The organism is Campylobacter sp. IFREMER_LSEM_CL1097 (assembly GCF_025772225.1).
Lineage (GTDB): Bacteria > Campylobacterota > Campylobacteria > Campylobacterales > Campylobacteraceae > Campylobacter_D > Campylobacter_D lari_D.
The window spans coordinates 95915-119780 of the sequence record NZ_JAKMRT010000004.1; the positions used below are offsets into that span (position 1 = coordinate 95915).

Below are 23866 nucleotides of genomic sequence, written 5' to 3' on the forward strand. Positions count from 1 at the left end.
GGGTTTTATAGGTAAAGATGAATATAATAGAAGATATTTTGTATCAAATACTGGAGAAACCCAAGAGCTTGATGATAATGTATTTATGGACCTTTGGCGTGGAGTTAAAACTAATGCTTTTGAAGTAGGTGGCTCTCTTGCTGGCGGTTTAGTTGGTAGTAAATTTAAGCCTATTTTAAAAGCTTTTCCTGGTGCTAAAAAGTATGCCGATGAGATTACAGCTGGAACTATTGGAGCTATGTTAGGGAGTGATATTGACTATACTAGAAATGCTGCTTTATTTAACAAAGAGCCAAGTTTTAATGATAGATTGGCAAATAGTGCAACTGCAGGGCTTTTAAATGTTGGTGGAGATTTGGCTGTTTTAGGTGGTGCTAAGGCTTTAAGTGGTGTTAAAAACTCATTTTTAGGAGTTAAAGATGGTATAAAAACAGGGTCAGCTGTTGGCAAAGATATGATAGATGGGATAGCTGTTAAGGGAAATAGAGTTATTGATAAAATCAGTCAAAAAGATATTCCCATAGTTGGCAAGTTTAGTGATGGTGGCTTGCAAAATGCTGAAACAATTTTTAACAATCTTACAAAAAATGTGGAAAATAAAGCCCAAATTGATGAATTAATATTAAAAGAAAACCCAATATACTTAGAAAATGGAAAACCTACAATAGAAATATTAAAAACCTTGTTGAGCAAGGACTTAACAAAAACAATCCGCAATTTATACAAGATAGTGCTAAAAGAACAAGTGCTATTTTAAAAAATATTTCTAATGCTTTGTCGGGTTACCCCACTACACAAAGAAGAGAAATACTACTAAAAGCAGCACAAGCGTATCCTGAAATAGGTAGTTTTTTAGATGATGTTTTAAAAGCTGATAAAGATGCTAGCATTTCTTTTTTAAACATAGTTAAAGAACAAGATGAGGTGTTTAAGAATAAAACTGGTTTAAGCGGGGAGTTTGATGTTAAGGCTTGGCAAAAAGATAATAGCTCTTATAAAAAAAGAATTAATAATGAATATGCTCAAGCTATAAAAAGTATAGATGAGCTTAACAATGGCTCAATAAGGTTAAGCAAAGAAGATTTAGCAAAGATTGAAGAGTTTAAAAACAACAATTTTTTAGAGCAAGATATAAAAACAAATATTAGTAGCTTTCTAGAAGATGCTATTGATAAAGACTTAAGTGCTGAGCAAATATTTAACTTAAGAAGTGCTATAAATAAGCAATTAGCCACAGGAAACAAGACATATAATACTAAAGAAGCTTATAGACTAGTAAAAGATACTTTAGATGAAACTATGATAAAAAATGCAAGTGATAAAGAACTAGCAAGGAAGATTTTAGAAGATGCTAATAAAAACTATGCGTTAAAAGAAAATTTTAATAATAGTTATCTAGGAAAAATAAAAGACCAAGAAACGCCCGAAGCGCTCGCACAAAGAATAGCTAATGGTGCTAGAAATATCAATGAAGATAAGGATTTAAAAAGAGCTTTTGAAGGTATGAATGAAGCAGAGCGAAAAGCAAATGAAAAACATGTTTTTAATGCATTACTAGCAAAACATAGAATTGAAGATATAGGATATGATTTTAAGAGCCTAGCAAAAGATATGGATAATGTAGAATTTGTAAGTAAAGACTTAAAATATGCAAAAGAAGTAGTAAATGTTTATGCAAAAATTTATCAAAACAATAAAGACTTAATAATGACGGCTTTAGCTAGTAGTGGCAAAAAAACAAATTCTTCAATAGCCACAACATTTAGTGGGGTTTTTGATAGAATATTAATAAGCGGTGTTTTTGCTAGATTACATGCTTTAGCGCCTTTTATGAAGAGTGCTAAGGAGCAAGCGTTAAGAAATCAAATATTAGATGCATTAAAACTTGCTAAAACCAACAAGCAGATTATAAAAAATCTCAAAAACATAAAAATATCAAATCCAGAACAAAGTAAAATCTTTAAAGATGCTTTGGATAATTATATTAAAGTAGATAAAGAGCAAAACAAAATTTTAAAAGATACGCTAATAAAAGAAGGGCTTATCAAAGGCGATAACTTTTATATGGACAAGCCTGATCCTAAATATGCTAAAAGTGATTATACTGCTAAATTTAATGTAGAAAAATGGATTAATAATGTTACAGGAATTTTAAAAGATGAATGGGTAGTGAATTTAAAAGCTATGGCTAAAAAACACCCTGAAATGTTTAAAAATGAAGCAGATGTATTTAGGGTGATTAAAGAGATAAAGGACAATCCTACGCATTTTTTTAAAAACTATGATGATGAGGTGGCATTAATAGCTAAACCTTTAAAAGATAATAAGGTTGGTAATATAGCCATAAAAAAAGATAGTGGCAAAATTATACACATTAATAAAACAAAAGATAAAGATTTGGAGAGATTAAATCGTAGAAATAAAGAAATGCTGACAGGTACGCCAACTCCTGCAACCACTAAAGGCAGTACTACCAATGTGGAAGGCGGTTTATTACAGCATTCTTTCAAACATTCTACCCAAGATAAACCTAAAGAAAACTTAATTGAGAAATTAAAGGAGGATAGGAAAAACAAGAAAAGTGTTAAAGAAAAACTTGATGAAAAAATCAAAAATCAAAAAGAGAATGATGAGGATAAATGGAAAAGATTTGATAATTTTTTAAAAGAGAATAAAGACTATAATCTTGATGTTATGGGTAATTTAGATGTTGTCACTAGAGAATTTATACTCAATGCTAAAAAAAAGACACATAAGGGTAAAAAAGCTGATATACCTGATCTAATGCGTTCTAAAATAGAAAATGAATTAAACATCAAGCCTTTAAAAGAATTTGGAAAAAATTATGCAGAGTATTACCATGATGGAAAGGGTGCTTTACAAAAATTACTCATTGAAAAACAAGGACAAGTAGCAGGTGCTTTTCATAGAAAAGACTTAGGGGATATTGATTTGGTTTGGGGAGAAGTAACAGATGAGATAAAACATAAAGGCTATGGTTTAGCTCATATTATCGATAAACACCCTGATCTAGATTTAAAGCTAATATCTGAAATTATTAAAAATGGCAAATTGATAAAAGATAATAAGGGTAGAATTAGAATACAATTTGATAATAAAGTTGTCGGTATAAAAGATAATTGGAAGGGAGATAAAACAAATGCATGGATAGTTACAAGCTATGAATTACAATAAAAGAAGTGAAAAGTTTATATACATCTTTCACAATTACAAAGGGCGAGATTCTGCCCTTAAACTCTTAATTAAAATTCTAACAAACAAAGCTAAAAACAAAATTAATTGTTTTGGAAAAATTATATCATAGGCTTAAGTAGTGAATATAAAGGAAATAAAAGAACTTTTATAATTACGGCTTTTGAAAGATATAAAGGATAAAAACAACACTTTCACCGATTGTTTTTTTGCGGTTAGCTCGGACAATTTGCTAACCAACCTTTAATTAATTATATCATAAATTCGTGTAGTATTAAGATTAAAATATACTCGTAGTAAATGAACTATAATACCTAAAAAGTAATAAAAAATGCGGATAGGTATTATTTATTCTTATTGGCTTGTTTTCGAAGAACCTACTCCTGCTAAATATCCAAATACTCCTGCTACTGTTGTACTGAGTAAACCCAGCCCTATATCTATTTTATCAGTAAATATAATAAGATAAAGCCCAACAATTAAAAGAATAAAAACTGCAATGCTTGCTATATTCATAGATTTATGCCATTTTGCATTATCTTTGTTTAATTTATCTTTTGCAAATTCATATTGCTTTTGATTATCCTCTTTGGTGGCTTCGATTTGAGCTAGAGCGGTTTGCTGCTTATTTAGCTCAATATCTGCCATTACTCTGCCTATTTTTTCAAAAGCTTCTAAGCTTGTTTTTCCTAATTCCTCTAAATTTAATCCTTTAGTTGGAATCAATTTATTATTATCACCATCAATTCGCATATTTAACTTCTACATTTTTTTTAAAATTTCTGTTGCTTTGTTGTATAAAGTGCAAAGTATTTTGCACAAGAAGTAAATCCGTATTTTGCATTTGCGGATAATATCCTTTATAGTTTGAATAAGATACAACAACAGCTTTGTCTGCATTATGTTTCTGAATATCTTTTGCTTGACTGTAAGCTTCTTGTATGCTATACATAATCCTTCCTTTGTATTAGCTTATAAACTATAAAAATTATATTACAATTATAATAAAAATTATATTATATATGAAATATAATAAATATATGAAATAAAATGTAATTTTGCATAAAACAACAAAAATGTTATTTTTAATTATTTATGTTCAATATTTATCTTATAAAAGGTTTTATAGATTTTGAAATTTCATCTAAAACTTTTGCTTTTTCATAATTAATAAGCCAACTATTTACCCAGCCGGGTATAGAATTTGTTTGTCTCCAATTGGTTACGCCGGTATAGCTCATTTTAACCATTTCAGAAAAATCTTTTTTGCTTAAACTGATTGATTTTAATTTATTCTCAAATTCATCATAATTCATTTTAACACCTTTACAAATAAAATATTTATTATTTTACAAAAAAACAACTAAAATATTTATAAAATTATTGACAATATAACTAAATGATGTTATAATTTACTCATAAAACAAATGATTTATTTGTTTTAAATCAAAACAAAGGGAAAAAATGGAAAAATTAGCTGTAATTAATGGCGTAGGTGTAGAGTTGGAGGTAGCCAACGACCAAGTAACGACTACCTCTTTAAGTGTGGCGGCAGTTTTTAATAAACGCCACGATAATATTATAGCAAAAATTAATGAATTACCGCAAGATGAGTTTAACGCCCTTAATTTTAAGGCGGTTGAATATAAAGATAAAAAAGGCGAGTTAAGACCTTGCTACAACCTAACTCGTGATGGTTTTTCTTTACTTGTTATGGGTTTTACAGGCGAAAAAGCCTATAAATTCAAAGTTGAGTTTATCAAAGCTTTTAATGAAATGGAAAAATGCTTAAAAAACTTAGAACAAGAACAAATGCAAAAACTAGCTTTTAGACAGAGCTTAGGTTATAAATCTCAACTTAAACAGCAAAAGCTAAAATATGAAAATGAGATTAAAGCTTTAAAGTATGATTTAGAACATAAAAACGAGTTAAGCTTTAAAAGAAAACTTAGCAATGAGGAATTATTAGAGCTTAGGAAATTTCTAGCAAAAGATTATGAAATAGTTTGTTTTAAAAAATGGGAGTATATGTTATTTGCTGAAAGCGTTTCAAGAAAAAACTATAAACTAGATAAAGCAAATGGTTTTTGTATTTATAAAAGTATAGAAGAAAAGTTTAATTCTAGGCTTGATTATTATAAACATTATGATGAATATGAAGAAAAGTGGGGTAACTTATTAAGAAGGTAAAATATTTTTTAATTTATTTCAAAATATACTAGTTTTGAAATAGCCATTTTTGTCAAAATCTCCAAAAAATATCAAAGGAGATTTTAAAATGGCTTTGTCATCTATGGACTTTACCCCACCAGCAACACAAAATGTTAAATTAAAACCTAGTGTATATGAAAAGATTATACAAATAGGTGCAAGCGAGACACCACTTTTAAACAAAATAGGCACATCAAGTGTTACAAGCCCACTGTTGCATTCTTGGCTTACAGATACATTAGCAGACCCAAAGAAGAATGCTAATTCGGAATTAAGTAAATTTAATGGCGAAACAAAAAACACAACTCAAAAAACATCTAATGCAACACAAATTTTTATTACAGAAATTTCAGTTACCACAGCTTTAATGAAAGCTAAACAATATGGTGGCAATGAGATGGAGTATCAAGTTGGTAAAAAGACAAAAGAGCATAAAAGAGATATGGAATATGCTTTATTTGGATTAGGTCGTGATAGTGATGTTAAAAAATCAGTGTTTAAAGATTATATTCAAGCGCAAGATGGCGTAAGTGGAGAAATGGCGGGATTGTTTCACTATATAGCAAAAGGAGAAACAAGCTTTAGTGGTGGAAAAAGAGGCAATGTATTAGCATTTGATGAAGCAAAAGATTGGAGCGGAACTCCTAGCTTGCTTACTGAAGATAAATTAAGTCAAATTTTACAAAGCATTTGGGATAGTGGTGCTACACCTAAAGATGTATTTTTAGGGGCTAGTTTAAAACCGGCTATTAATAAACTCGCTACTAGGATTTTTGGAAATGAGAAAAATCTAGTTGGAAATGTTATGAGCCTTGAGACAGATTTTGGAACAATCAATTTTCACTTACATAGACTATTAAGCCCTAAATATGGTTTAGGCGATGTTTTAATAGCGGGTGATTTTGAGTTTATGAAACACGGGCTTTATATTTCCACTTTTATTGAAGATGTACCTACTGATGCAACAGCAAAAGCAAAAAGAATTTACACTCAAAGCACATTAGAAGTAAGAAATGCTGATGCATTTGCTATAGGTGTTGGGCTTAGTGGCGTAGAAGGTGGAGCTTTAAAGCTTAAAAAATGAAAAGTGTATTAGTTAGGGATATTATCTTAAAGAAAATGTCCAAAGAAAGAACTAGTGTTGATGATAAATTTATAAAAGCCTATATTATGGAGGCTTTTTATTATATTTGTGGCAAATGTGAGCCTAGCGTACTCACTAAAACCATAAGAGAAGATGATCAAGTGGTCTTAAGAAACACTAGAAACAATGCATTTTTGATAGTCCCTGATGAGCCAAATTTTGAAGATGAACAAGAACATTTAATGATAGATGAAAGCCTTTGCTACGCTGTTATTAATTATGTATGTTTTTTGATGAGCAAAGGCGAAAATGTGATGTATTTAAAGCTTTGCAATGAAATTATCAATGATTATATTAGTAACGATGGAAAGGAGCTTGAAAATGCACACTTGTGATACATATAAAAAATTTATCAGAGCAAAGAGTTATGATGATTATGAAAAAAGTATTACAAACTTAGATTTTATAGCTTATTTGGATACTAAAAAATGGCTTGAAGCAATGGATGATTTGTTGTTATTTTGCCAAAGAAGAATAAAAGATAGCGATTTTTATACAGGGGAGTAAAATGGTAAGTTTAGCTGAATTGAAAACAGGTAAAGAAAAGCTAGAATTAATTAATCAAATTTTATTAAGAATTGATACTATAGCTAGAGCTTTAGACAATACAAGACTTGATGAAATTGTCGGTTTAAAAGAGAGCGTAAATTCTTTACATGAACAAACACTAGAACTAAAACAAGAAGTTTCAACAATGTATACTAGTTTTAGCGAAAATAAAAAAGATTTTGATACTAAATTTTCTAGTGTTAATGAAAAATTTAGCATTATGCAAGAGCGTTTTAGTTTTATAGAGCAAGCTTATAATGATTTTTCAAGTTCTAAAGAAGAACTTGAGCTTATAAAAGGCTTTATAGAAGAAAATAAACCTGTATTTGAAAGCTTAAAAGATGATTTATCTAAATATGAAAGTATGAAGATAGATCTAGAAGCCATTATCACAGAAGCTACAAATAATACAAAATTATCAAAAGAATATTTTGAATTAAGCTCAAAAATAAAAGATGATATTTTAAGAGAATTAGAACATTGTAAAGATTTGGTGCAAGAGTTAAACTATAGCGCTGATGAGCTTAGGGGACTAAAGCCAGAGCTTTTGCAGATAAAAAAAGAAGTAAACGAGCTTTCATCGCAAGCTAGTAAAATAGTTTTAGATGCAAGCGAAATTATAAAAAATAAAATAAATACTATCTTTTTTGAAAATCAAAGATTAAATCAAGAAATGATAGATAGTGTCAAAAAATTGGAGGAAATAAAATATGATGTTGGCATAAAGTATAAAGAAATAATACAAGCTTATAATCTTTTACTAGAAACCAAAGAGAGTTTAGAAGAGTTAAAAGAAGTTATTGCTTTATACAAAGAATTTGAAAACGACATTAAATCATATTCAGAGCTTATAAAAAATTTCAAAGAACAAATTGCGAATTTAGAAAGTGATTTAGAAAATAAAGCACAAGGTTTACACGAAGATTTAGAAGCAAAAGGTGAACAAGTAATCTCATCCATAGAAACAGCAAAAAATGAAGCTATTGTTAAATTTGATGAGCTTGTTGCAAAATGTGAAGGATATAAAATACATTTTGAGCAAAGTTATGATAGGTTTAATCAAAGAACTTTAATAGCTAATGAAGATTTGGGGAGACTAGCCGAAGTTGCTAAAAAAGAGCTAGGCAATGACAAGTTAATCTATGAGACAGAATTAAAAGCTTTGCGTGATGAAATATTGCAAGAAATGAATGAAGTTAGTGATAAGGTAATAAATGATAGCACAGGAGTTATTGCCTCAATTGATGAAAAAGCTAATGAACTTAAAAATTTTGTAGATATTTCAAGAGCAAATATAGATAATTTAATAAATGCATTTAATGCTAATTATAATCAAAAAATACAAGAATTTACATCTTTAAACACAAACGCCTTAAGTAGTATAGAAGAAGCTAAAACTAGCTCTTTATCTGATATTAATACTAGTAAAGATGAAAGTATATCTTCTATAGAAACAAGCAAAGACAACGCCTTAAGTAGTATAGAAGAAGCTAAAACACAAGGGATAGCTTCAATAGATGAAAAATTAACGCAAATAGATTTTAATGGGATAAAAGAAAGAGTTGAAAAAAACGAAAGTGATATTGCAGGTATTGAGGAAAAACTAGAAAAAGCCGCAACAACAGATGAGGATAATTCATTTAGTGGAAATAATTCTTTTGAAAAACCTATAAGTATTCCAGAAGCTACCAAAGAAAACGAAGGGATTAATTTAGGTCAAGCTGATGTTAGATATTCTAAAACACAAACACAAGAATTAGAATGGAGACTAGGGCAGGGAGAACAATTTACATCATTAAAACAGGTATTCGAAGAAGCTTCTAAATATACAAGTAGTTATTTTATCAAAATAACAATTAAAGATAATTTTGAAATAAATGCGTTTAATAATGTTTATAATGGAAAAGCTACTTTAGAGTTTTTTGGTGAAGGTAATCAAAATCTAATTATAAAGAACACTATAGGTCAATGGGATAATTGTATATCTGTTGCATACGGTAGTAGAGTTATTTTTTATAATCTTAAAATACAAAGCACTAAAGCTACTAATGAGGGTATATTCTTAGCTGGGCAAGGTCGTGTAGAGTTTAATAAAGTTTCATTTTCAGGTAAATATCTTTATTGTATTTATACTAGCTGTTTTGTAGGCTTAAATGAGGTTACAATGGAACTAGATAAAGGTAGTATAGGTATATCTATATTATTAAATGGCTACTTAGATATTATTACTAAATTTACTTGTAATAACGCAAAAGTAGCAGTTCTAGCGGATTTGGGAGGTAGAGCTATAGTTAGAGGTTATCCTTGCAATATTACAAACTGCACAACAGGATTAAAAGTTGAGCACGGAGGTCTTATAGATTTATATAATAAATCAGCTATTACTTTTACAGGAACTACCACTCAATATAGTCAAGCATTGAATACACAAACTACAAATGGATATATAAGGGGATAATTATGATAACTACAAAATTTAATGGTAATCAATACTTTAGTTTAGATAAAAATATTATAGAAACTCATATAGATAACAAATGGGTTATAGCTTTTGTTACTAGACAGCTTAGTTTTAAGGAAGAAGATAGACTATTGCCTGATGGTACTATAGTTAAAGTTAATGATTTTATAGATGATATAACACCACAAGAAATTGAAAATGGTACTAAAACAGTTAAAGAATACTGTCTAGCAAATAAAAATGAAAATTTATATTTTGAATACTTACTAGCAATTTCACAAGAAGATGAAAAATTAAATGTTTTAAAAGAAAAGAAAAAATATGAAATTCAAACTAAAAGAGATGAGGCTTTAGAAAGCGGACTTATTTATAATGATCATATTTTCCAAACAAGAGAAAAAGACAAGCAAAATATCATTGGAGCTGCAACTAATTTAATGTTTGATATACAAAGTGGGACTAACTCAATCTCTGAAATCATTTGGATTGATATAAATGATGAAAAAGTAACTTTTACACCACAAGATTTTTTAAAATTTGCTTCAAGCGTAGCTTATCATACCCAAGAAATTATCTTTAGGGCAAATGCATTAAAAGAAAGAATAGAACAAGCTAAATCTGAGCAAGATTTAGAAGCTATTGTTTGGGAGGAATGATGAATTACACTCAACAAGGAATTGAATTAGCTCAGCTTAGCACTCCTGCTTTACTAGGTGTTATTGTTATAGTTTTGGCTTATATAGTAATAAATTTATATAAAAAAATAAACCATGAAAATCAAGAAAAAGTAAAAGAGCTAATTTTGTTATCAAAAGAAACAAATAAATTAATTAGCGAACAAATCAACACTTCAAAAGCTTCAAGTGAGATTTTAGTGAAATTTATAGAAAGTCATTGTCAAAAAACACATGAAAAATTATTGGAAATTGAAGATGATATTAAGGATATGAATATAAAGCTAAGCCATATCTCACATATTAGAAACAACGAATTATCTAAGATTTATAAAGGAAATAATAATGCATAGAGTTATAGTTAAACCTTTTGGCAAAGATAGATTTGAAGTTGTAAAAGAATTTGAAGTTAGTTTGTGTGGTTTAAATTTTATCGTGCCAAAAGGCTTTATTAGTGATGGTGCTTCAGTGCCACGCATTTTTTGGAGTATTTATCCTCCATATAAAAGTGAGTATTTTAGTGCTAGCATCGTGCATGATTATTTATGTGAAAGAGCTAATACTAGAAATGATTATAAATTAGCAGATTTGGCTTTAAAAGAAGCTATGAGTGAGCTTGGTTGCTCTAAAGTAAAGACTTTTATTTTTTATCATGCGTGTAATACATTCCATGTGGTTAAATGTTTTTTGAAAGGACTAAAATGAAACTAAAATTAACTAGAAAGTATTTGAGAAATACTTGTGTCATAGGAGAGTTTAAAGTTTTAGATGAAAAAGAAAATATTCTTTTTGAGTGTTTTTCTTTAGAAGAAGATAAAGAAGGTGTTGAAAGAGAAAAAGACTTAAGAGTTCCTGCGGGAGTTTATAATTTAAAAAGACATACACTATCTAGTTTTAATGATAAAGGTAAAAGGGTAGTAGCAGGAGTTAAAGTTTTAAACGATGATGATAGTGTTGTAAATATCTACAACGATAATGTGCCTTTTGATAGACACATTTTAATCCATTGGGGAAATACTGACAAAGATACAAAAGGTTGTATTTTACTAGGTTTAACTAAGAGTGATGAAAGTATAGGACAAAGCAGACAAGCTTGTAAAAAATTATATGACTTGTTGTATCAGCAAGATTTATCAAATATAAAATTAGAAATCACGAATAAATTTTTAGAAAGGAGATAAAAGTTTAAGTAGGCCAAAGGTGGTATTCTAGCTCCCCTTTTTAAAGGGGAAATCAAAGCTAATAAGCCTTGACTATAATTATACAAAGTAGTATAATTATTACTAGAATTTTATGGTTCAATTTAATCACCACCTAACTGAGTGTTGATTAACACCAAAGGCGGCCACCTTTGGTGTTCCACCCTTTGAAATTATACTCAAATCTTACTTAAACTTCTAAAATTAAGAAATGATAAATCTTTTATTTAACAATACAAAGCTTTATATTGCTTTAGCTCTAATGCTTATGCTTAATGTATTTTTATATCTTAAGCTAGATAGCACAAATGCAAAATTAGAAAAAAGTCAAAGTGATTTAAATTTGGCTTTGAGTGTAAATAATGAACTCACAAGGATTACTCAAGAGCTTAAAATAAGACACGAACAAGAGCTAAAAGCACTCTTTCATGCAAATACTCAAAAAAATCAAATCAAAACAAGGGTTGATGATGTTAAAAACTATATATCCAAAAGCAATGAAACTAACACTACTAAGCTTTTTAATGCTATGCTTGATAGGCTGTGGGAGCAAAACACAAGTGCTAACCAAAATACAAATTCAAAAAGTGCAAATACCAAATGAGCTTTTAGAATTTGATAGAGCAAGCAAACCTATAGTGCAAGATGAAAAAGATATATTAAAAGCTTATAGTGAGCTTTTTTATCACTATAAGCAATGTGAGATCAATATAGATAAAATTAAGGAGTTGAATGATGAATTATGAGCAAAGATTAAATCAATTTAAAAAAATATATCCTGAAATTTTAGAGTTAAGCTTGGCGGAAAAATCCCCATTTGGAGAATTAAAAAAGATATTAGATGATAGCATAAAAAATGATGTTATTAAAAACGAAGAGCAGTTTAAAACTTTAGCGAATGCGCTATCTTTAGTAGGACAAAGTATAGTAGCACAAAGTCAAACTACAGCATTGGGTATGATTTTGCAAGGCGATGAAAACGAACTTAATAGCGAGAAAATAAAACTTATACAAGCACAAATAGAAACTGAAAAGAAAAAACCCGCACTCATAGATAGACAACGAGAACAAATAGATGATATGTTAAGAATAGAAGCGGCAAAAGTTGCACAAGGATATAGTTTTGGGCTAAGCGCAGGTGGGCTTGAAATACCAAAAGAGTTGGAATCTTGGGTAAAAGAAAAAATTGAAAATATAGATAAATGATTGATAAAAAATATAGAACTCCAAAATATTTTTTAAGAGCTAAATATCCACAGAATGCAAATGACATAGGATATGTAGAATGCTATCAAGCTTGGTTTTTATACGGAACTACCTTTGTATATAAATATGTAGAGCTTTTGCATAAACAATTAATAAGAAAAGGTAGGGCTGTAAAAACAAGAATTTATCACCCGCTCTTCCCAAATTCCTATGGAATTGATTTTTATGATATTAAAAGTCCTTCTAGAGCTCCATATAATTACCATAATAGTGGGGATTTGGGGTTAAATCAGTTTTTTGTAGGTCAAAACCCTTATGAGTGGTATAGAGGAGACCCTGGAGATAAAAGTGGAATATATCATGATACTTGTCAAATTATAAGGAAAAGACAAAATTTAAGCTTGTTTAGTTTTGATTTTCATGGAAAAAATGTTGTTACAAACCCTAGCTATCTTTTAAAATACAAAGAAGAGCTAAAGAATTTTTATTATCTACATGATCTTACTTTTGAAAAAATACATGGCTTTTATGGTGCTATAGTCCCTGGATATGGTAAGCCAAAATATATTTTTGTAAAATCTAATATAATTAATAACGAGCTTATAAAACCTAATTTTATTTTACCGGATAAAGACAAATTTAAGCCAAGTTTAGTAGAGAGTGAAGATGGTAGATATTACAATTTAAGACCATATTATGATGAGTTCTTGAGATTAAATAAAAATGTATTTATTGTACCTGAAAAAATATCTAATATTGATTTTTTAAGTGCATTTAACAATAACATCAATGTTTCTAAATTAGGCGATATATTTCACCCTCTAGCATTTCTTTCTAATTTAAATAATATAGCTTATCAAGAGCCTGTTGTTTTGAGAAGTCGGAGTAGTTTTTTTTATAAAAATATCTCATTGATGCCTTGTTATAACAATGAAAGCAATATGCCTTATGGAAGAAAAGATAGATGGTTTATTTTATGGGATAGTATGTATGATCTTTATGTGAAAGAAGATAAGGAATGGTGGGAGTTTATAATAGCTCCTGTTGTTTCTGCTGTGATTGTTTTTATTAGTTTTTATACAGGTGGAGTTATAGGTGGGGCTTTAGGTGGTATGATAGGCGGAGCTTCGGCTACAATTATAACAAATATAACAATCGCACTTAGTACGCTTGGAGGTGTTATAGACGCATTAAGTTTTTTAGGCATAGTAGATAATGGAAGTTCTTTAGCTAAAATAAATAAAGTTTTAAAATTGGTTTTAGCTGTTGCAGGATTGGTAAGTGCTGGATATAAAATAGGAGTTGATATTAATAGTGCAATTTCTAATCAAACCCCTATAGTTGATGTTTTAATTAATAAAGATGCTACATCTTCAGATATTATAGGTTATATTAGTGATATATTTTTAAGCTCTAATTTAAAAGAAGCTAGTTTGCCTTTAGATGAAAATAGTGATATTGATGAGCATGTTTTTTTTGGAGAGGCTTCAAAGGAAGATATTGAAATGGTAACTAAAAATCTACTAAATGAAAACTGGTATAGTTTTGACACCTTAGATATTTTAAATGAAAAAGATGTTGAGATATAATTTAGATAATTAAGTTTTGTCTAATATATTTTAAAGTATCTTTTTGGAAAATAAAAAAATATATGTTCTTAGCAAATTATACCCATTTTATACCTATTTGTGAATTTTTTGGTATAAAATATCTATAAATAAGCTATTTTATAGCATAGTTCAAACCTTGCTGGGGACACCATTTCAAGGAAAAAGATGTTTCATATAGTCTTAGTTGAGCCTCGCATACCACAAAATACAGGAAGTATAGGCAGAATGTGTTTTAATGCAGGTTTTGCTTTACATATTATCAATCCGCTTTTTAGTATTGATGAAAAGGCAGTTAAAAGAGCAGGACTTGATTATTGGAAAAAATTAAATCCTTTTTTATGGGATAATTTAGAAGATTTTTTAAAAGAGTATGAAAAATTTCAAGATAGATTTTTCTTTGCGACAACTAAAACTACTCAAGCTTATTTTGATGTAAATTATCAAAAAGGTGATTTTTTATTTTTTGGAAGTGAAAGTTTTGGTTTGCCTATGGATTTAATGCAAAAAAAATGGGAAAATGCTATTACTATACCGATGAAAGATTGCGGTAGAAGTTTAAATTTAGCTACAAGTGTAGGCATAGTGAGTTATGAGGCTTTGAGGCAAAATTTTGCCTCTTTTGAAAAATTTTAATGATTTAAAACTTGATTTAAAAATTCTTTCAATCTTTCATTCTCTGGGTTTTCAAAAGCTATTTTAGGACATTCATCTACTGCTATAATGCCTTTATCCATGAAAAAAATTCTATTAGCTACATTTCTTGCAAATCCCATTTCATGTGTAACTACAAGCATAGTTAAACCTTCTTTAGCCACTTCTTTCATGATATTTAAAACCTCACCTATCATTTCAGGATCTAAAGCTGAAGTTGGCTCATCAAATAAAATCACATCAGGATTCATCATTAATGATCTTGCTATGGCAATACGCTGTTTTTGTCCACCTGAAAGCTTATGAGGAAAATAATTTTCTTTATCACTTAGGCCAACTTTTTTGAGTAATTCTCGTGCTTTTTTTACTGCTTCATCTTTACCCATGATTTTTGTTTGTACTGGCACTAGGCATAAATTTTCCAAAACATTTTTATTATTAAAAAGATTAAAATGTTGAAATACCATGCTTACTTTTTGTCGAATTTTATTGATATCTGTTTTTTTATCAAGTATATTGATATTATTGATATAAATATTACCACTATCTGGTGTTTCAAGTTTATTTAAACAGCGTAAAAAAGTACTTTTTCCACCTCCGCTAGGCCCTATAATAGCAATAATATCACCTTTATGTACTTCAATGCTAATATCTTTTAAAACTTCTAAATCTCCATATTTTTTAATCAAATTTTCTATTTTAATCATGTTTGTTTAATCTCATTTCTATAAATCTTGCAATCAGTGTTAAAATTTTAACGCTTACATAATATACAAGCCCTGTAAAAATAATAGGTTTAGGGTTGTAATAAATTGCTTGTAAGCTTTTACTTTGCATGGTAATATCCATAACGCTAATATAGCCCACTATTGAAGTTTCTTTAAATAAAGAAATAAATTCATTCATTAAAGAAGGTAAGATATTTTTAATCGCTTGTGGAAAGATGATTAGTCTCATAGAAGCAGAATAATTAAGCCCCATTGCTCTTGATGCTTCCATTTGTCCTTTGTCTACACTTTGAATTCCACTTCTTACGATTTCAGCTACATAAGCAGAACTATTAAGTCCAAGTGCAATAATAGCTACATAAAAATTATCACTCCAAGTAGCAAAAATCACTACTGAGAAAATCAAAAGCTGTAAAAGCAGAGGAGTTCCGCGTATAATGTCTATGTATTCATCTATGATGAAATTTAAACTTTGAATTTCTAAAAATCTTAAAAATGCTAGGAAAAAACCAAGTGCTATTCCTATTAAAATTCCACCCACTGTTAAGCCAAGTGTTGTGAAATAACTATGAACATAAGCTTTGGCTTCTATAGTATAAGCATATTCTCCTGTAGCTAAGCCATTTTGATCTTTAACTTGTAAAATTTCAATAGGAAATGAAAAATAAGCCCAAAAAACAATAATGGCAAAAAATACAAAAATTTTCATCGTATTTTGTTTCAATTTAAACACCTTATAAAATTTTAAAAAAACTAAGTGTATAAAAATTAAGTTTTCTTTTTACTTAAAAGCATTTTTATGTGTTTTTTTGGTAAATATCGTGAGTTAAATTTTCACATAGCTGTAAAAAATAAAATAAAATTAATATAAAATTATATTTTTTTGTAGCAAATTCATTTTTTTATGATAAATTTACACTCGATTAAATTATAAAAAGGAGATAAATATGGATTTAATATCCCAATTTGTTGGCTTTGTAAATAATCAGTATTATTCCATTTTGGTTATTTTGCTTATTATTGTAGGGTTTTATTATAGCTATTTGACAGGTTTTGTGCAATTTCGAATGCTTCCTTATGTGTTTGACATTTTGACAGAAAAGCAAGAAAAACATGAAAAACACCATATTACTCCTTTTCAGGCTTTGATGATTTCAACAGCTTCAAGAGTTGGTATAGGAAATATTGCAGGTATTGCAGTAGCAGTTGTTTTGGGCGGACCTGGTGCTTTGTTTTGGATGTGGGCTATGGCATTTTTTGGTGGCGCTTCAGCTTTTGCAGAAAGCACTTTAGCACAAGTTTATAAAAGTCGTGATGGAAAAAGTTTTAAAGGTGGCCCTGCTTATTATATTAGTAAAGCTTTAAATTTAAAATGGCTTGGAGCTGTTTTTGCGGTGATTTTAATCATTACTTATGCTTATGGATTTAATGGACTTCAAAGTCAAACTATGACTTCAGCATTTGAGTTTTATTATAAAGGTATGGTTGATGCTAGTGAAGTAAGTTTTTCGCAAAGTTGGTGGCCTATTGTAATAGGGGCTATTTTGGCTATTTTTGCTGCTTATATGTTTTTTGGTGATCATACTAAAATAGGTAAAGTAAGCTCGGTCATCGTTCCTATTATGGCGATGATTTATGTTGGTTTATCTATTATAGCGATGTTTATGAATTTTGATAAAATTCCTGAAGTGTTTTCTATGATTTTTAAAAGCGCTTTTGATTTTGAAGCTATTTTTGGTGGATTTGCAGGTTCTGCTTTGGTTATAGGTATAAAAAGAGGATTGTTCTCTAATGAAGCAGGTATGGGTTCAGCACCAAATGCAGCAGCTTCTGCTCTTACAACTCACCCTGCAAAACAAGGGGTTATTCAAGCATTTTCTGTGTTAATTGATGTGATTATTTGTACAAGTTCAGGATTTTTGGTATTATTTTCACTTGCTTATGCTAATAATATTGGTGTAGACGGTAAGCCTATTTTAACAGCACTACCTTTAGTACAAGAATCCATGAAAGAATATTATGGAAATCTAGGTGTACATTTTACTACTGTTAGTATAGTTTTATTTGCTATTACTTCTTTGATAGGAAATTACTATTATGCTCAAGCAAATATTAAATACCTTACTCAAAATCCTATTATTATTAATCTTTTTAAAGCAAGTGCCGTGCTTATGATTTTTATTGGTGCAAATATGGATTTAAAATTTGCGTGGGATTTGGCTGATACTACTATGGCGTTTATGGCTACGATTAACATCATTTCTATTTTATTGCTTGGTGGTATAGTGAAAAAGGTATTAAAAGATTTTAGCGAGCAAAAAAGACAAGGTAGAGATCCGGTATTTAGTGCTTCAAAGCTTGGTATTAAAAACGCAGAGTGTTGGGACTAATGATAGATTATATTATTATTGCTTTGTTTATAGCTTTTATGGTTTTTCTTGTGTTTGGCTTTAACCGCCAAATGCAAGAAAAAGTCAAGCAAAGAGAAGAAAAACTAAAAACAAAGAAAGATTTTAAAAAAAATAGGTAAAATACACTAAAAAATTTTTTAAAAAAGAGTGTAAAATGAAATTGTTAATAGAAATAGGCACAGAAGAGCTTCCTGCTATTCCTTTATTAAAAGAACTTCCAAATATTACTAAAAAATGGGAAAAGATTTTACAAGAGTATCATTTAGAATCTGAATTTAAATTTTTCTATACTCCTAGAAGATTAGTTTTTATTCATGAAAATTTTAAAGAAAAACAAGATGATTCTTTTGTGGAATTTATAGGTGCACCTAGGGCGATAGCTTATAAAGATGGAAAGCTTACTCAAGCAGGGCTTAGTTTTTTAGAAAAAAGTGGTTTAAAAGAAGAAGAGCTTGAATTTAAAGAAATTAAGGGTAAAGAAGTATTGTATTGTCAAAAACAAGTACAAGGCTTGCAAAGCAAAGCAGTTTTAGCTCAAATGATCGAGGCTTTTTTAAAAAGCTTGAGTTTTGGTAAAACTATGAGATGGGGTGATGGTAGCTTTGAATTTATCAGAGCTATTCGCTCGCTTTGTTGTATTTTAAATGATGAATTGATTGAGTTTGAAAGCTATGGTGTTAAAAGTGCAAAAAGTACTTTTGTGCATAGAAGTGTTAGTTATGATTTGATAGCTTTTTCAAATATTGATGAGTATCTTAAGACTCTAGAGCAAAATTATATTATTTTAGATCAAGAACAAAGAAAAAAGCTTATTATTGAGCAGTTAAAGACACTTGAAAAAGAAAATGATATTACTATTGCAGAAGATGATGAGCTTTTAGCTGAAGTTGTAGCTATCACAGAGTATCCAAAGGCATTATTAGGGCATTTTGAAAAAGAGTATTTAGAAATCCCAAGCGAAGTGATAATTACTTCTATGAGAGAAAATCAACGCTATTTTGCAGTATTTAAAAACAATACTCTAAGCAATCATTTTATTGTAGTTTCTAATGCGGTTTGTGAAGATTATTCTAAAATCATTAATGGAAATGAAAGAGTTTTAAGAGCAAGATTAAGTGATGCAATGTTTTTTTGGAAAAATGACTTAGCGCAGGGTTTAAATAATGATAAAATAAGCCAAATGGTTTATCTTGAAGGACTTGGAACCTTAAAAGATAAAATTATTAGAGAACAAAAAATTGCTACTAAGCTTTGTGAAGTTTTTGCTAATACTCAAAAAGATGAAATTTTAAAAGCTATAGAATACTCAAAAGCTGATCTAAGTACTCAAATGGTGTATGAATTTACTGATCTTCAAGGCATTATGGGATCTTATTATGCTAAGGCTATGGGTATGAGCGATGAGCTTGCTTTGGCGATTAAAGAACAATACCTTCCAAATGGCGATAATTCAGCTATGCCAAGTAATGAATTTAGTTCTATTGTAGCTTTGGCTTATAAATTTGATACACTCGTGGGGCTTTTTTCAATGGGGAAAATCCCAAGTGGTACAAAAGATCCTTATGCTTTAAGAAGAGCAGCAAATGGTGTTTTAAAAATTATTCTAGCTTTAAATAAAAATTTTGATCTTAAGATATTTTTAGAAACAATAGCTAGTGAGTATAAAAGCTTTGATTTGAAAATTTTATTAGACTTTATCTTAGAGCGCTTATATACTTTTTATGAGGTTAATGCTTCTTTTGTTAAAGCTGTGCTTAGCTCTAAAACTTATGATGTTATTTATATTGATTCTTGTATTAAAGCTTTAATACAAAGTGCAAATAAGGCAGATTTTAGTCAAAATTTTGCTACTTTTAAGCGCTTGGCAAATATTGCAATATTAAGTGAAGTTCAAATTAATGAAAATTTGTTTAACACTCAAGAGGAAAAAGATTTATACCAAGCTTTTATGCAGTGTAAAACAAAAGAAAATAACACCCAAGAGCTTTTAGAAAGCCTTTTTGCACTAAAACCACAAATTGATGCTTTTTTTGATAAAGTAATGATTAATGACAAAGATGAAAATATTAAAAACAATCGTCAAGCTTTAGTATGTGCAATTTATCGTGAGTTTTTAAAAATAGCTGATATTAAAGAGCTTAGTGTATGAGAAAAATTCTTTTTTTACTTTGTTTTTTGGTATTTGCATTAGAAGCTAGAGAGATTGAGCTTGTAAAAGGGCAAGTAATTTTTTTAGAATTTGATAAAAATAATTTTTTACAAATTAGCTCAAATTCTAAAAAACTTCCTTTTTTTGAGTATAAAAATAAAGTCATTGTTAGTATAGCCATACCTTATAAAAATCCTAAAGATAGAAAATTAATAGCTGAATTTAAAGATAATTCCAAAGAAGAAATTAACATAAAATTTAGCGAAGGAAACTATAAAAAAGAATTTTTAAAAGTTAGTGCTTCTAAGGTTAATCCACCTAAAGAAACACTTGATCGCATTAGTAAAGAATATCAAGAAGCTATTAAGGTTTATAATACTTATACTAATATGGCTTTATTTGAAGGCAATTTTACATACCCTTTAGAAAGTAAAATTACAAGTGCTTTTGGAAAAGCAAGATTGTTTAATGATACTCTTAAAAGTTATCATAGCGGAACTGATTTTAGAGCAGCAAGTGGGACAAAAATTTATGCTAGCAATGATGGTATTGTAAGGATTGCTTCAAATCGTTATTATGCAGGAAATTCAGTGGTAATTGATCATGGATATGGGATTTATTCTCAGTATTATCATCTATCAAAACTTAATGTAAAAGTAGGACAAAAGGTAAAAAAGGGTGAGCTTATAGGTTTGAGTGGAGCTAGCGGTAGGGTTACAGGGCCACATTTGCATTTTGGAATTTTAGTTAATGGTGTGCAAGTTGATCCACTTGATTTTATAGTCAAATTTAATGCTTTATAATGATAGTTTTTAGCGAGTTTTTTCAAAATTGGATTGATAAATATTACTGCCAAGCTGTGAGTGTTGGTAAAAATGGAGATTTTTATACCGCAGTTAGCGTGGGAAATCTGTTTGGAACACTCTTAGCTAATCATTTTTTAAAACTTATAGATGATAAAAAGCTAATTTTACCGGTTGAAGTTGTAGAAATAGGGGCAAATGAAGGGCATTTAATGCTTGATTTTATACAAGCTCTATACACTCTTAGGGCTGATATTTTAGAGCAGATTGAGTGTTTTATCATAGAGCCACATGAAAAATTAAAATGTGTTCAAAAAAAACTTTTTGATGAGTATGATTTGGATGTAAAAATTTATAATTCTTTAGAAGAATGTCATTTTAAAAACGCCTTTTTTTACGCTAATGAATTATTTGATTGTTTTGCGTGTGAGCTTATAAAAGATAGAACAATGGCATATGTTGATGATGATTTAAACATTGTTTTTAAAGCTATGAATGAAGATCTTTTAAAAGAATGTGAAAAATATTCTATCACTAATAGCGAGCTTTGTATTTCTTATAAACCCTTTTTATCCAAATTAAAACAAACCTGTGAAAAACTAACTTTTGCATGTTTTGATTATGCAAAAAAAGAAGAAAAAATTAGTATTAGAATGTATAAAAATCACCAAGTGTATAATCTTTTTGAAGAAAACTTAAAAGATTTTTTTGCTAAAAGTGATATTACATATAATGTAAATTTTGATCATTTTTTACAAGTTTTAAAAGAAGAGGGCTTTGAGGTGTTAGAATATAAAAATCAAAATCAAGCTTTAATTGATTTTGGCTTAGAAGAAATTATCGAGCAAGTTAAAAATATTAACCTCCAAATTTATAAAAACTTTATCAACCAAAGTAAAAATTTGATGTTTAACTTTGGCGATAAGTTTAAGTTTTTAGAATTTAAGCTTTAAAATCACTGCTTGTAATATCAAGCCCAAAGCCTTTTAAGCCTATAAATTCTTTATCGGTATTTTGACTTAGAAGTTTGATTTTTGAAATTTTTAAATACCTTAAAATTTGCGCTCCTATGCCATAATTTTTAAATTGTATGTTTTCTTGTTTTTCATTTTTCATGAAAATGATTACACCACCTTTTTGACTTAAAAATTCAATTTGTTTTAATAATTCATTAAATTTATTAGAAGTTAGAAGCTCAAAGTCGCTTCCACTAAGATAAAATTTAACATTCTCGCATTCTTTCAAAGTGCCAAAACTAAAAGCTATGTGTTCATTTTCATTGTGATCTTTAAAAGTCATTTTTTTAGCTTTAAAACCTGCTAAAATACTTTCTTCTTCTTTAATTAAAGAAATCAAACTTTCATTTTTTAAACGATACTCGATTAAATCTGAAATAGTAATCATATTAATATTATGTTTTTTGCAAAACTCAAGCAAATCGCTTCTTCTAGCCATATCTCCATTATCTTTAACAATTTCACATATTACGCATGCTTCTTTTAATCCTGCCAAACGACATAAATCCACTGTTCCTTCTGTATGGCCCGTTCTTTCTAAAACTCCACCTTTTTTTGCTATCAAAGGATTAATATGTCCAGGACGCACAAAATCACTCGCCTTTGCATTATCATCAGCAAAAATTTGTATAGTCATATCTCTTTCGTAGGCACTTACTCCTGTTGTTGCATTTTTTGCATCGACAGTGATGGTAAAAGCTGTTTCGTGATTTGATGTGTTTTTAGGTACCATTAAAGGTAGTTCAAATTTTTTAGCTAAGTTCTCACTTAATGCTACACATACCACACCTCTTGCGTGAGTGATGGTAAAATTTACTTTTTCTTGTGAGCTAAATTGTGCAGGGAAAATCAAATCCCCTTCATTTTCCCTATCTTCTGCATCCACCATTACTAACATTTTACCATCTTGAAGTTCTTTTATAGCTTGTTCTATACTTATATATCCCATAAAATCATTCCTTGAAAATATTTTAAAAATATTATAGCATTTTTCTTGACATTGTATAAAAAATAATATATAATATCACTTTTAATTTAAATAAAAAATTTCTATTGGGGTATCGCCAAGCGGTAAGGCAACAGGTTTTGGTCCTGTCATTCAGGGGTTCGAATCCCTTTACCCCATCCACTTCATATGATGCCGCGAAGTAGAGCAGTGGTTAGCTCGTCGGGCTCATAACCCGAAGGTCGGGAGTTCAAATCTCCCCTTCGCAACCATTATATAAAAATAATTTATAATCTATTTCAACAGATATTTTTTAGCAATATTGAAATTAAATTAATTTAAAATTTCTAAAATTATTGAAATTTTAAAAATACAATACAAAGAATAAAATAGATAAAATATATTTAACAAGAATAAATGGCGAGTTTAATAGGCGTATGATTTATTAATTAATATTGCACATGCTTTGTATTTTATTGTAAAAATGTAAAAAAATGATATTTTTTGTTAAATAGGTAATGTATTAAAATTTTTAGAGTGCAAGAAAAACAATATTGATTTAAAGTCTAACAAATAAAAATATTTCTTAATTGATGAAGAGCAAATGAGGAGACTTTATATTTTAAAGCTGGATATAACAAGATAGTATTATAAGCTGCTAACTACTTAATCGTTTCTTGATTAAATTCTTTAAGATCTATAAATAATAAATCTTTATAATGATTAGCAAATGCTTCTTTTAAGGTTTTATTAAATATTTCATTATGAATATTCATTCTAAGATTCTTTAGATAAGTATAATAATGAGTAGTGTTAAGTTCCTTTAATAAAACATTCATAGTTTTTTAAATTCACAGCCATTATCTGTGAGTATGCTAAATTCTTTTATGAATAT

General features: G+C 28.9%; 25 protein-coding genes, 2 tRNA genes and 1 pseudogene. 22 read left to right on the forward strand and 6 right to left on the reverse strand.

What is annotated here, in order from left to right:
• Positions 1 to 424: 424 nt before the first annotated feature.
• Positions 425 to 3195, forward strand: a pseudogene (locus tag L8W64_RS02805) (hypothetical protein); the annotation flags it as partial.
• Positions 3196 to 3567: 372 nt separating this feature from the next.
• Here L8W64_RS02805 and L8W64_RS02810 read toward each other — a convergent pair.
• From L8W64_RS02810 to L8W64_RS02820, 3 genes are all read right to left on the reverse strand, one after another.
• Positions 3568 to 3966 carry a hypothetical protein gene (locus tag L8W64_RS02810; protein ID WP_214115118.1) on the reverse strand — a complete coding sequence of 133 codons (399 nt, stop codon included), beginning with the start codon at positions 3964 to 3966 and terminating at the stop codon, positions 3568 to 3570.
• The gene (locus L8W64_RS02815; RefSeq protein WP_214115119.1) at positions 3956 to 4165 is read right to left on the reverse strand and encodes a hypothetical protein; all 210 of its coding nucleotides are present in this window, start codon (positions 4163 to 4165) and stop codon (positions 3956 to 3958) included. The genes L8W64_RS02810 and L8W64_RS02815 overlap by 11 nt, the downstream gene beginning before the upstream one ends.
• 154 nt (positions 4166 to 4319) lie before the next feature.
• Positions 4320 to 4529, reverse strand: coding sequence for a hypothetical protein (locus L8W64_RS02820; RefSeq protein ID WP_139424934.1), 210 nt, complete (start codon positions 4527 to 4529; stop codon positions 4320 to 4322).
• A 148-nt stretch (positions 4530 to 4677) separates the two neighbouring features.
• On the opposite strand from L8W64_RS02820, the gene L8W64_RS02825 reads away from it, so the two are divergent.
• The 14 genes from L8W64_RS02825 (at position 4678) to L8W64_RS02890 (ending at position 14900) form a co-directional block, all read left to right on the forward strand.
• The gene (locus L8W64_RS02825; RefSeq protein WP_263672823.1) at positions 4678 to 5403 is read left to right on the forward strand and encodes a Rha family transcriptional regulator; all 726 of its coding nucleotides are present in this window, start codon (positions 4678 to 4680) and stop codon (positions 5401 to 5403) included.
• Positions 5404 to 5491: 88 nt separating this feature from the next.
• Positions 5492 to 6508 (forward strand): DUF5309 domain-containing protein, encoded by a 1017-nt coding sequence (locus tag L8W64_RS02830; protein ID WP_263666701.1) that lies wholly within the window; start codon positions 5492 to 5494, stop codon positions 6506 to 6508.
• Positions 6505 to 6903 (forward strand): hypothetical protein, encoded by a 399-nt coding sequence (locus tag L8W64_RS02835; RefSeq protein WP_039625773.1) that lies wholly within the window; start codon positions 6505 to 6507, stop codon positions 6901 to 6903. Before L8W64_RS02830 ends, L8W64_RS02835 begins: the two co-directional genes overlap by 4 nt.
• Positions 6890 to 7075, forward strand: a complete 186-nt coding sequence (locus L8W64_RS02840) for a hypothetical protein (protein WP_087685567.1) — start codon at positions 6890 to 6892, stop codon at positions 7073 to 7075. Before L8W64_RS02835 ends, L8W64_RS02840 begins: the two co-directional genes overlap by 14 nt.
• 1 nt (position 7076) lies before the next feature.
• Positions 7077 to 9575, forward strand: a complete 2499-nt coding sequence (locus L8W64_RS02845) for a hypothetical protein (RefSeq protein WP_263672824.1) — start codon at positions 7077 to 7079, stop codon at positions 9573 to 9575.
• 2 nt (positions 9576 to 9577) lie between these two features.
• Positions 9578 to 10234 (forward strand): DUF4376 domain-containing protein, encoded by a 657-nt coding sequence (locus L8W64_RS02850; RefSeq protein WP_263672825.1) that lies wholly within the window; start codon positions 9578 to 9580, stop codon positions 10232 to 10234.
• Positions 10234 to 10605, forward strand: a complete 372-nt coding sequence (locus tag L8W64_RS02855; protein ID WP_240390394.1) for a hypothetical protein — start codon at positions 10234 to 10236, stop codon at positions 10603 to 10605. Before L8W64_RS02850 ends, L8W64_RS02855 begins: the two co-directional genes overlap by 1 nt.
• Positions 10598 to 10957 (forward strand): DUF1353 domain-containing protein, encoded by a 360-nt coding sequence (locus L8W64_RS02860; protein ID WP_306808637.1) that lies wholly within the window; start codon positions 10598 to 10600, stop codon positions 10955 to 10957. Before L8W64_RS02855 ends, L8W64_RS02860 begins: the two co-directional genes overlap by 8 nt.
• Positions 10954 to 11433: a DUF5675 family protein gene (locus L8W64_RS02865; RefSeq protein ID WP_263672826.1), complete on the forward strand. Its 480-nt coding sequence runs from the start codon at positions 10954 to 10956 to the stop codon at positions 11431 to 11433. The genes L8W64_RS02860 and L8W64_RS02865 overlap by 4 nt, the downstream gene beginning before the upstream one ends.
• Positions 11434 to 11662: 229 nt before the next feature.
• Positions 11663 to 12055, forward strand: a complete 393-nt coding sequence (locus L8W64_RS02870; RefSeq protein WP_263672827.1) for a hypothetical protein — start codon at positions 11663 to 11665, stop codon at positions 12053 to 12055.
• A complete protein-coding gene (locus L8W64_RS02875; protein ID WP_245162297.1) occupies positions 12039 to 12197 on the forward strand; it encodes a hypothetical protein in 159 nt (52 codons plus the stop codon). The genes L8W64_RS02870 and L8W64_RS02875 overlap by 17 nt, the downstream gene beginning before the upstream one ends.
• Entirely contained in the window at positions 12184 to 12657 is a 474-nt protein-coding gene (locus tag L8W64_RS02880) for a hypothetical protein (protein ID WP_039625790.1), read from the forward strand. The genes L8W64_RS02875 and L8W64_RS02880 overlap by 14 nt, the downstream gene beginning before the upstream one ends.
• Positions 12654 to 14246: a hypothetical protein gene (locus L8W64_RS02885; RefSeq protein ID WP_263672828.1), complete on the forward strand. Its 1593-nt coding sequence runs from the start codon at positions 12654 to 12656 to the stop codon at positions 14244 to 14246. The genes L8W64_RS02880 and L8W64_RS02885 overlap by 4 nt, the downstream gene beginning before the upstream one ends.
• Before the next feature lie 186 nt (positions 14247 to 14432).
• Entirely contained in the window at positions 14433 to 14900 is a 468-nt protein-coding gene (locus L8W64_RS02890) for a tRNA (cytidine(34)-2'-O)-methyltransferase (protein WP_257928077.1), read from the forward strand.
• Here L8W64_RS02890 and L8W64_RS02895 read toward each other — a convergent pair.
• Positions 14897 to 15625: an amino acid ABC transporter ATP-binding protein gene (locus L8W64_RS02895; protein WP_263660602.1), complete on the reverse strand. Its 729-nt coding sequence runs from the start codon at positions 15623 to 15625 to the stop codon at positions 14897 to 14899. The genes L8W64_RS02890 and L8W64_RS02895 overlap by 4 nt on opposite strands.
• Positions 15618 to 16370 carry an amino acid ABC transporter permease gene (locus tag L8W64_RS02900; RefSeq protein WP_133319270.1) on the reverse strand — a complete coding sequence of 251 codons (753 nt, stop codon included), beginning with the start codon at positions 16368 to 16370 and terminating at the stop codon, positions 15618 to 15620. Before L8W64_RS02900 ends, L8W64_RS02895 begins: the two co-directional genes overlap by 8 nt.
• 223 nt (positions 16371 to 16593) lie before the next feature.
• Here L8W64_RS02900 and L8W64_RS02905 point away from each other — a divergent pair, with 223 nt between their 5' ends.
• Genes L8W64_RS02905 through L8W64_RS02925 form a run of 5 tightly spaced genes read left to right on the forward strand, consistent with a single transcriptional unit; the run spans position 16594 to position 21962 of the window.
• On the forward strand, positions 16594 to 18036 hold the full coding sequence (locus tag L8W64_RS02905; protein ID WP_220566768.1) for an alanine/glycine:cation symporter family protein: 1443 nt from the start codon (positions 16594 to 16596) through the stop codon (positions 18034 to 18036).
• Positions 18036 to 18176, forward strand: a complete 141-nt coding sequence (locus L8W64_RS02910) for a hypothetical protein (RefSeq protein WP_263660603.1) — start codon at positions 18036 to 18038, stop codon at positions 18174 to 18176. The genes L8W64_RS02905 and L8W64_RS02910 overlap by 1 nt, the downstream gene beginning before the upstream one ends.
• 35 nt (positions 18177 to 18211) lie before the next feature.
• Entirely contained in the window at positions 18212 to 20206 is a 1995-nt protein-coding gene (gene glyS / locus L8W64_RS02915) for a glycine--tRNA ligase subunit beta (protein ID WP_263672829.1), read from the forward strand.
• A complete protein-coding gene (locus tag L8W64_RS02920; RefSeq protein ID WP_263659975.1) occupies positions 20203 to 21009 on the forward strand; it encodes a M23 family metallopeptidase in 807 nt (268 codons plus the stop codon). The genes glyS and L8W64_RS02920 overlap by 4 nt, the downstream gene beginning before the upstream one ends.
• Before the next feature lie 2 nt (positions 21010 to 21011).
• Positions 21012 to 21962 (forward strand): SAM-dependent methyltransferase, encoded by a 951-nt coding sequence (locus L8W64_RS02925; protein WP_318529420.1) that lies wholly within the window; start codon positions 21012 to 21014, stop codon positions 21960 to 21962.
• Here L8W64_RS02925 and L8W64_RS02930 read toward each other — a convergent pair.
• On the reverse strand, positions 21952 to 22974 hold the full coding sequence (locus L8W64_RS02930; RefSeq protein ID WP_220566773.1) for a bifunctional 3,4-dihydroxy-2-butanone 4-phosphate synthase/GTP cyclohydrolase II: 1023 nt from the start codon (positions 22972 to 22974) through the stop codon (positions 21952 to 21954). The genes L8W64_RS02925 and L8W64_RS02930 overlap by 11 nt on opposite strands.
• A gap of 105 nt (positions 22975 to 23079) precedes the next feature.
• On the opposite strand from L8W64_RS02930, the gene L8W64_RS02935 reads away from it, so the two are divergent.
• Together L8W64_RS02935 and L8W64_RS02940 are read left to right on the forward strand one after the other, a co-directional pair.
• Positions 23080 to 23154: transfer RNA gene (locus L8W64_RS02935), tRNA-Gln, on the forward strand.
• Between the two features lie 13 nt (positions 23155 to 23167).
• Positions 23168 to 23243: transfer RNA gene (locus L8W64_RS02940), tRNA-Met, on the forward strand.
• Positions 23244 to 23866: the final 623 nt, after the last annotated feature.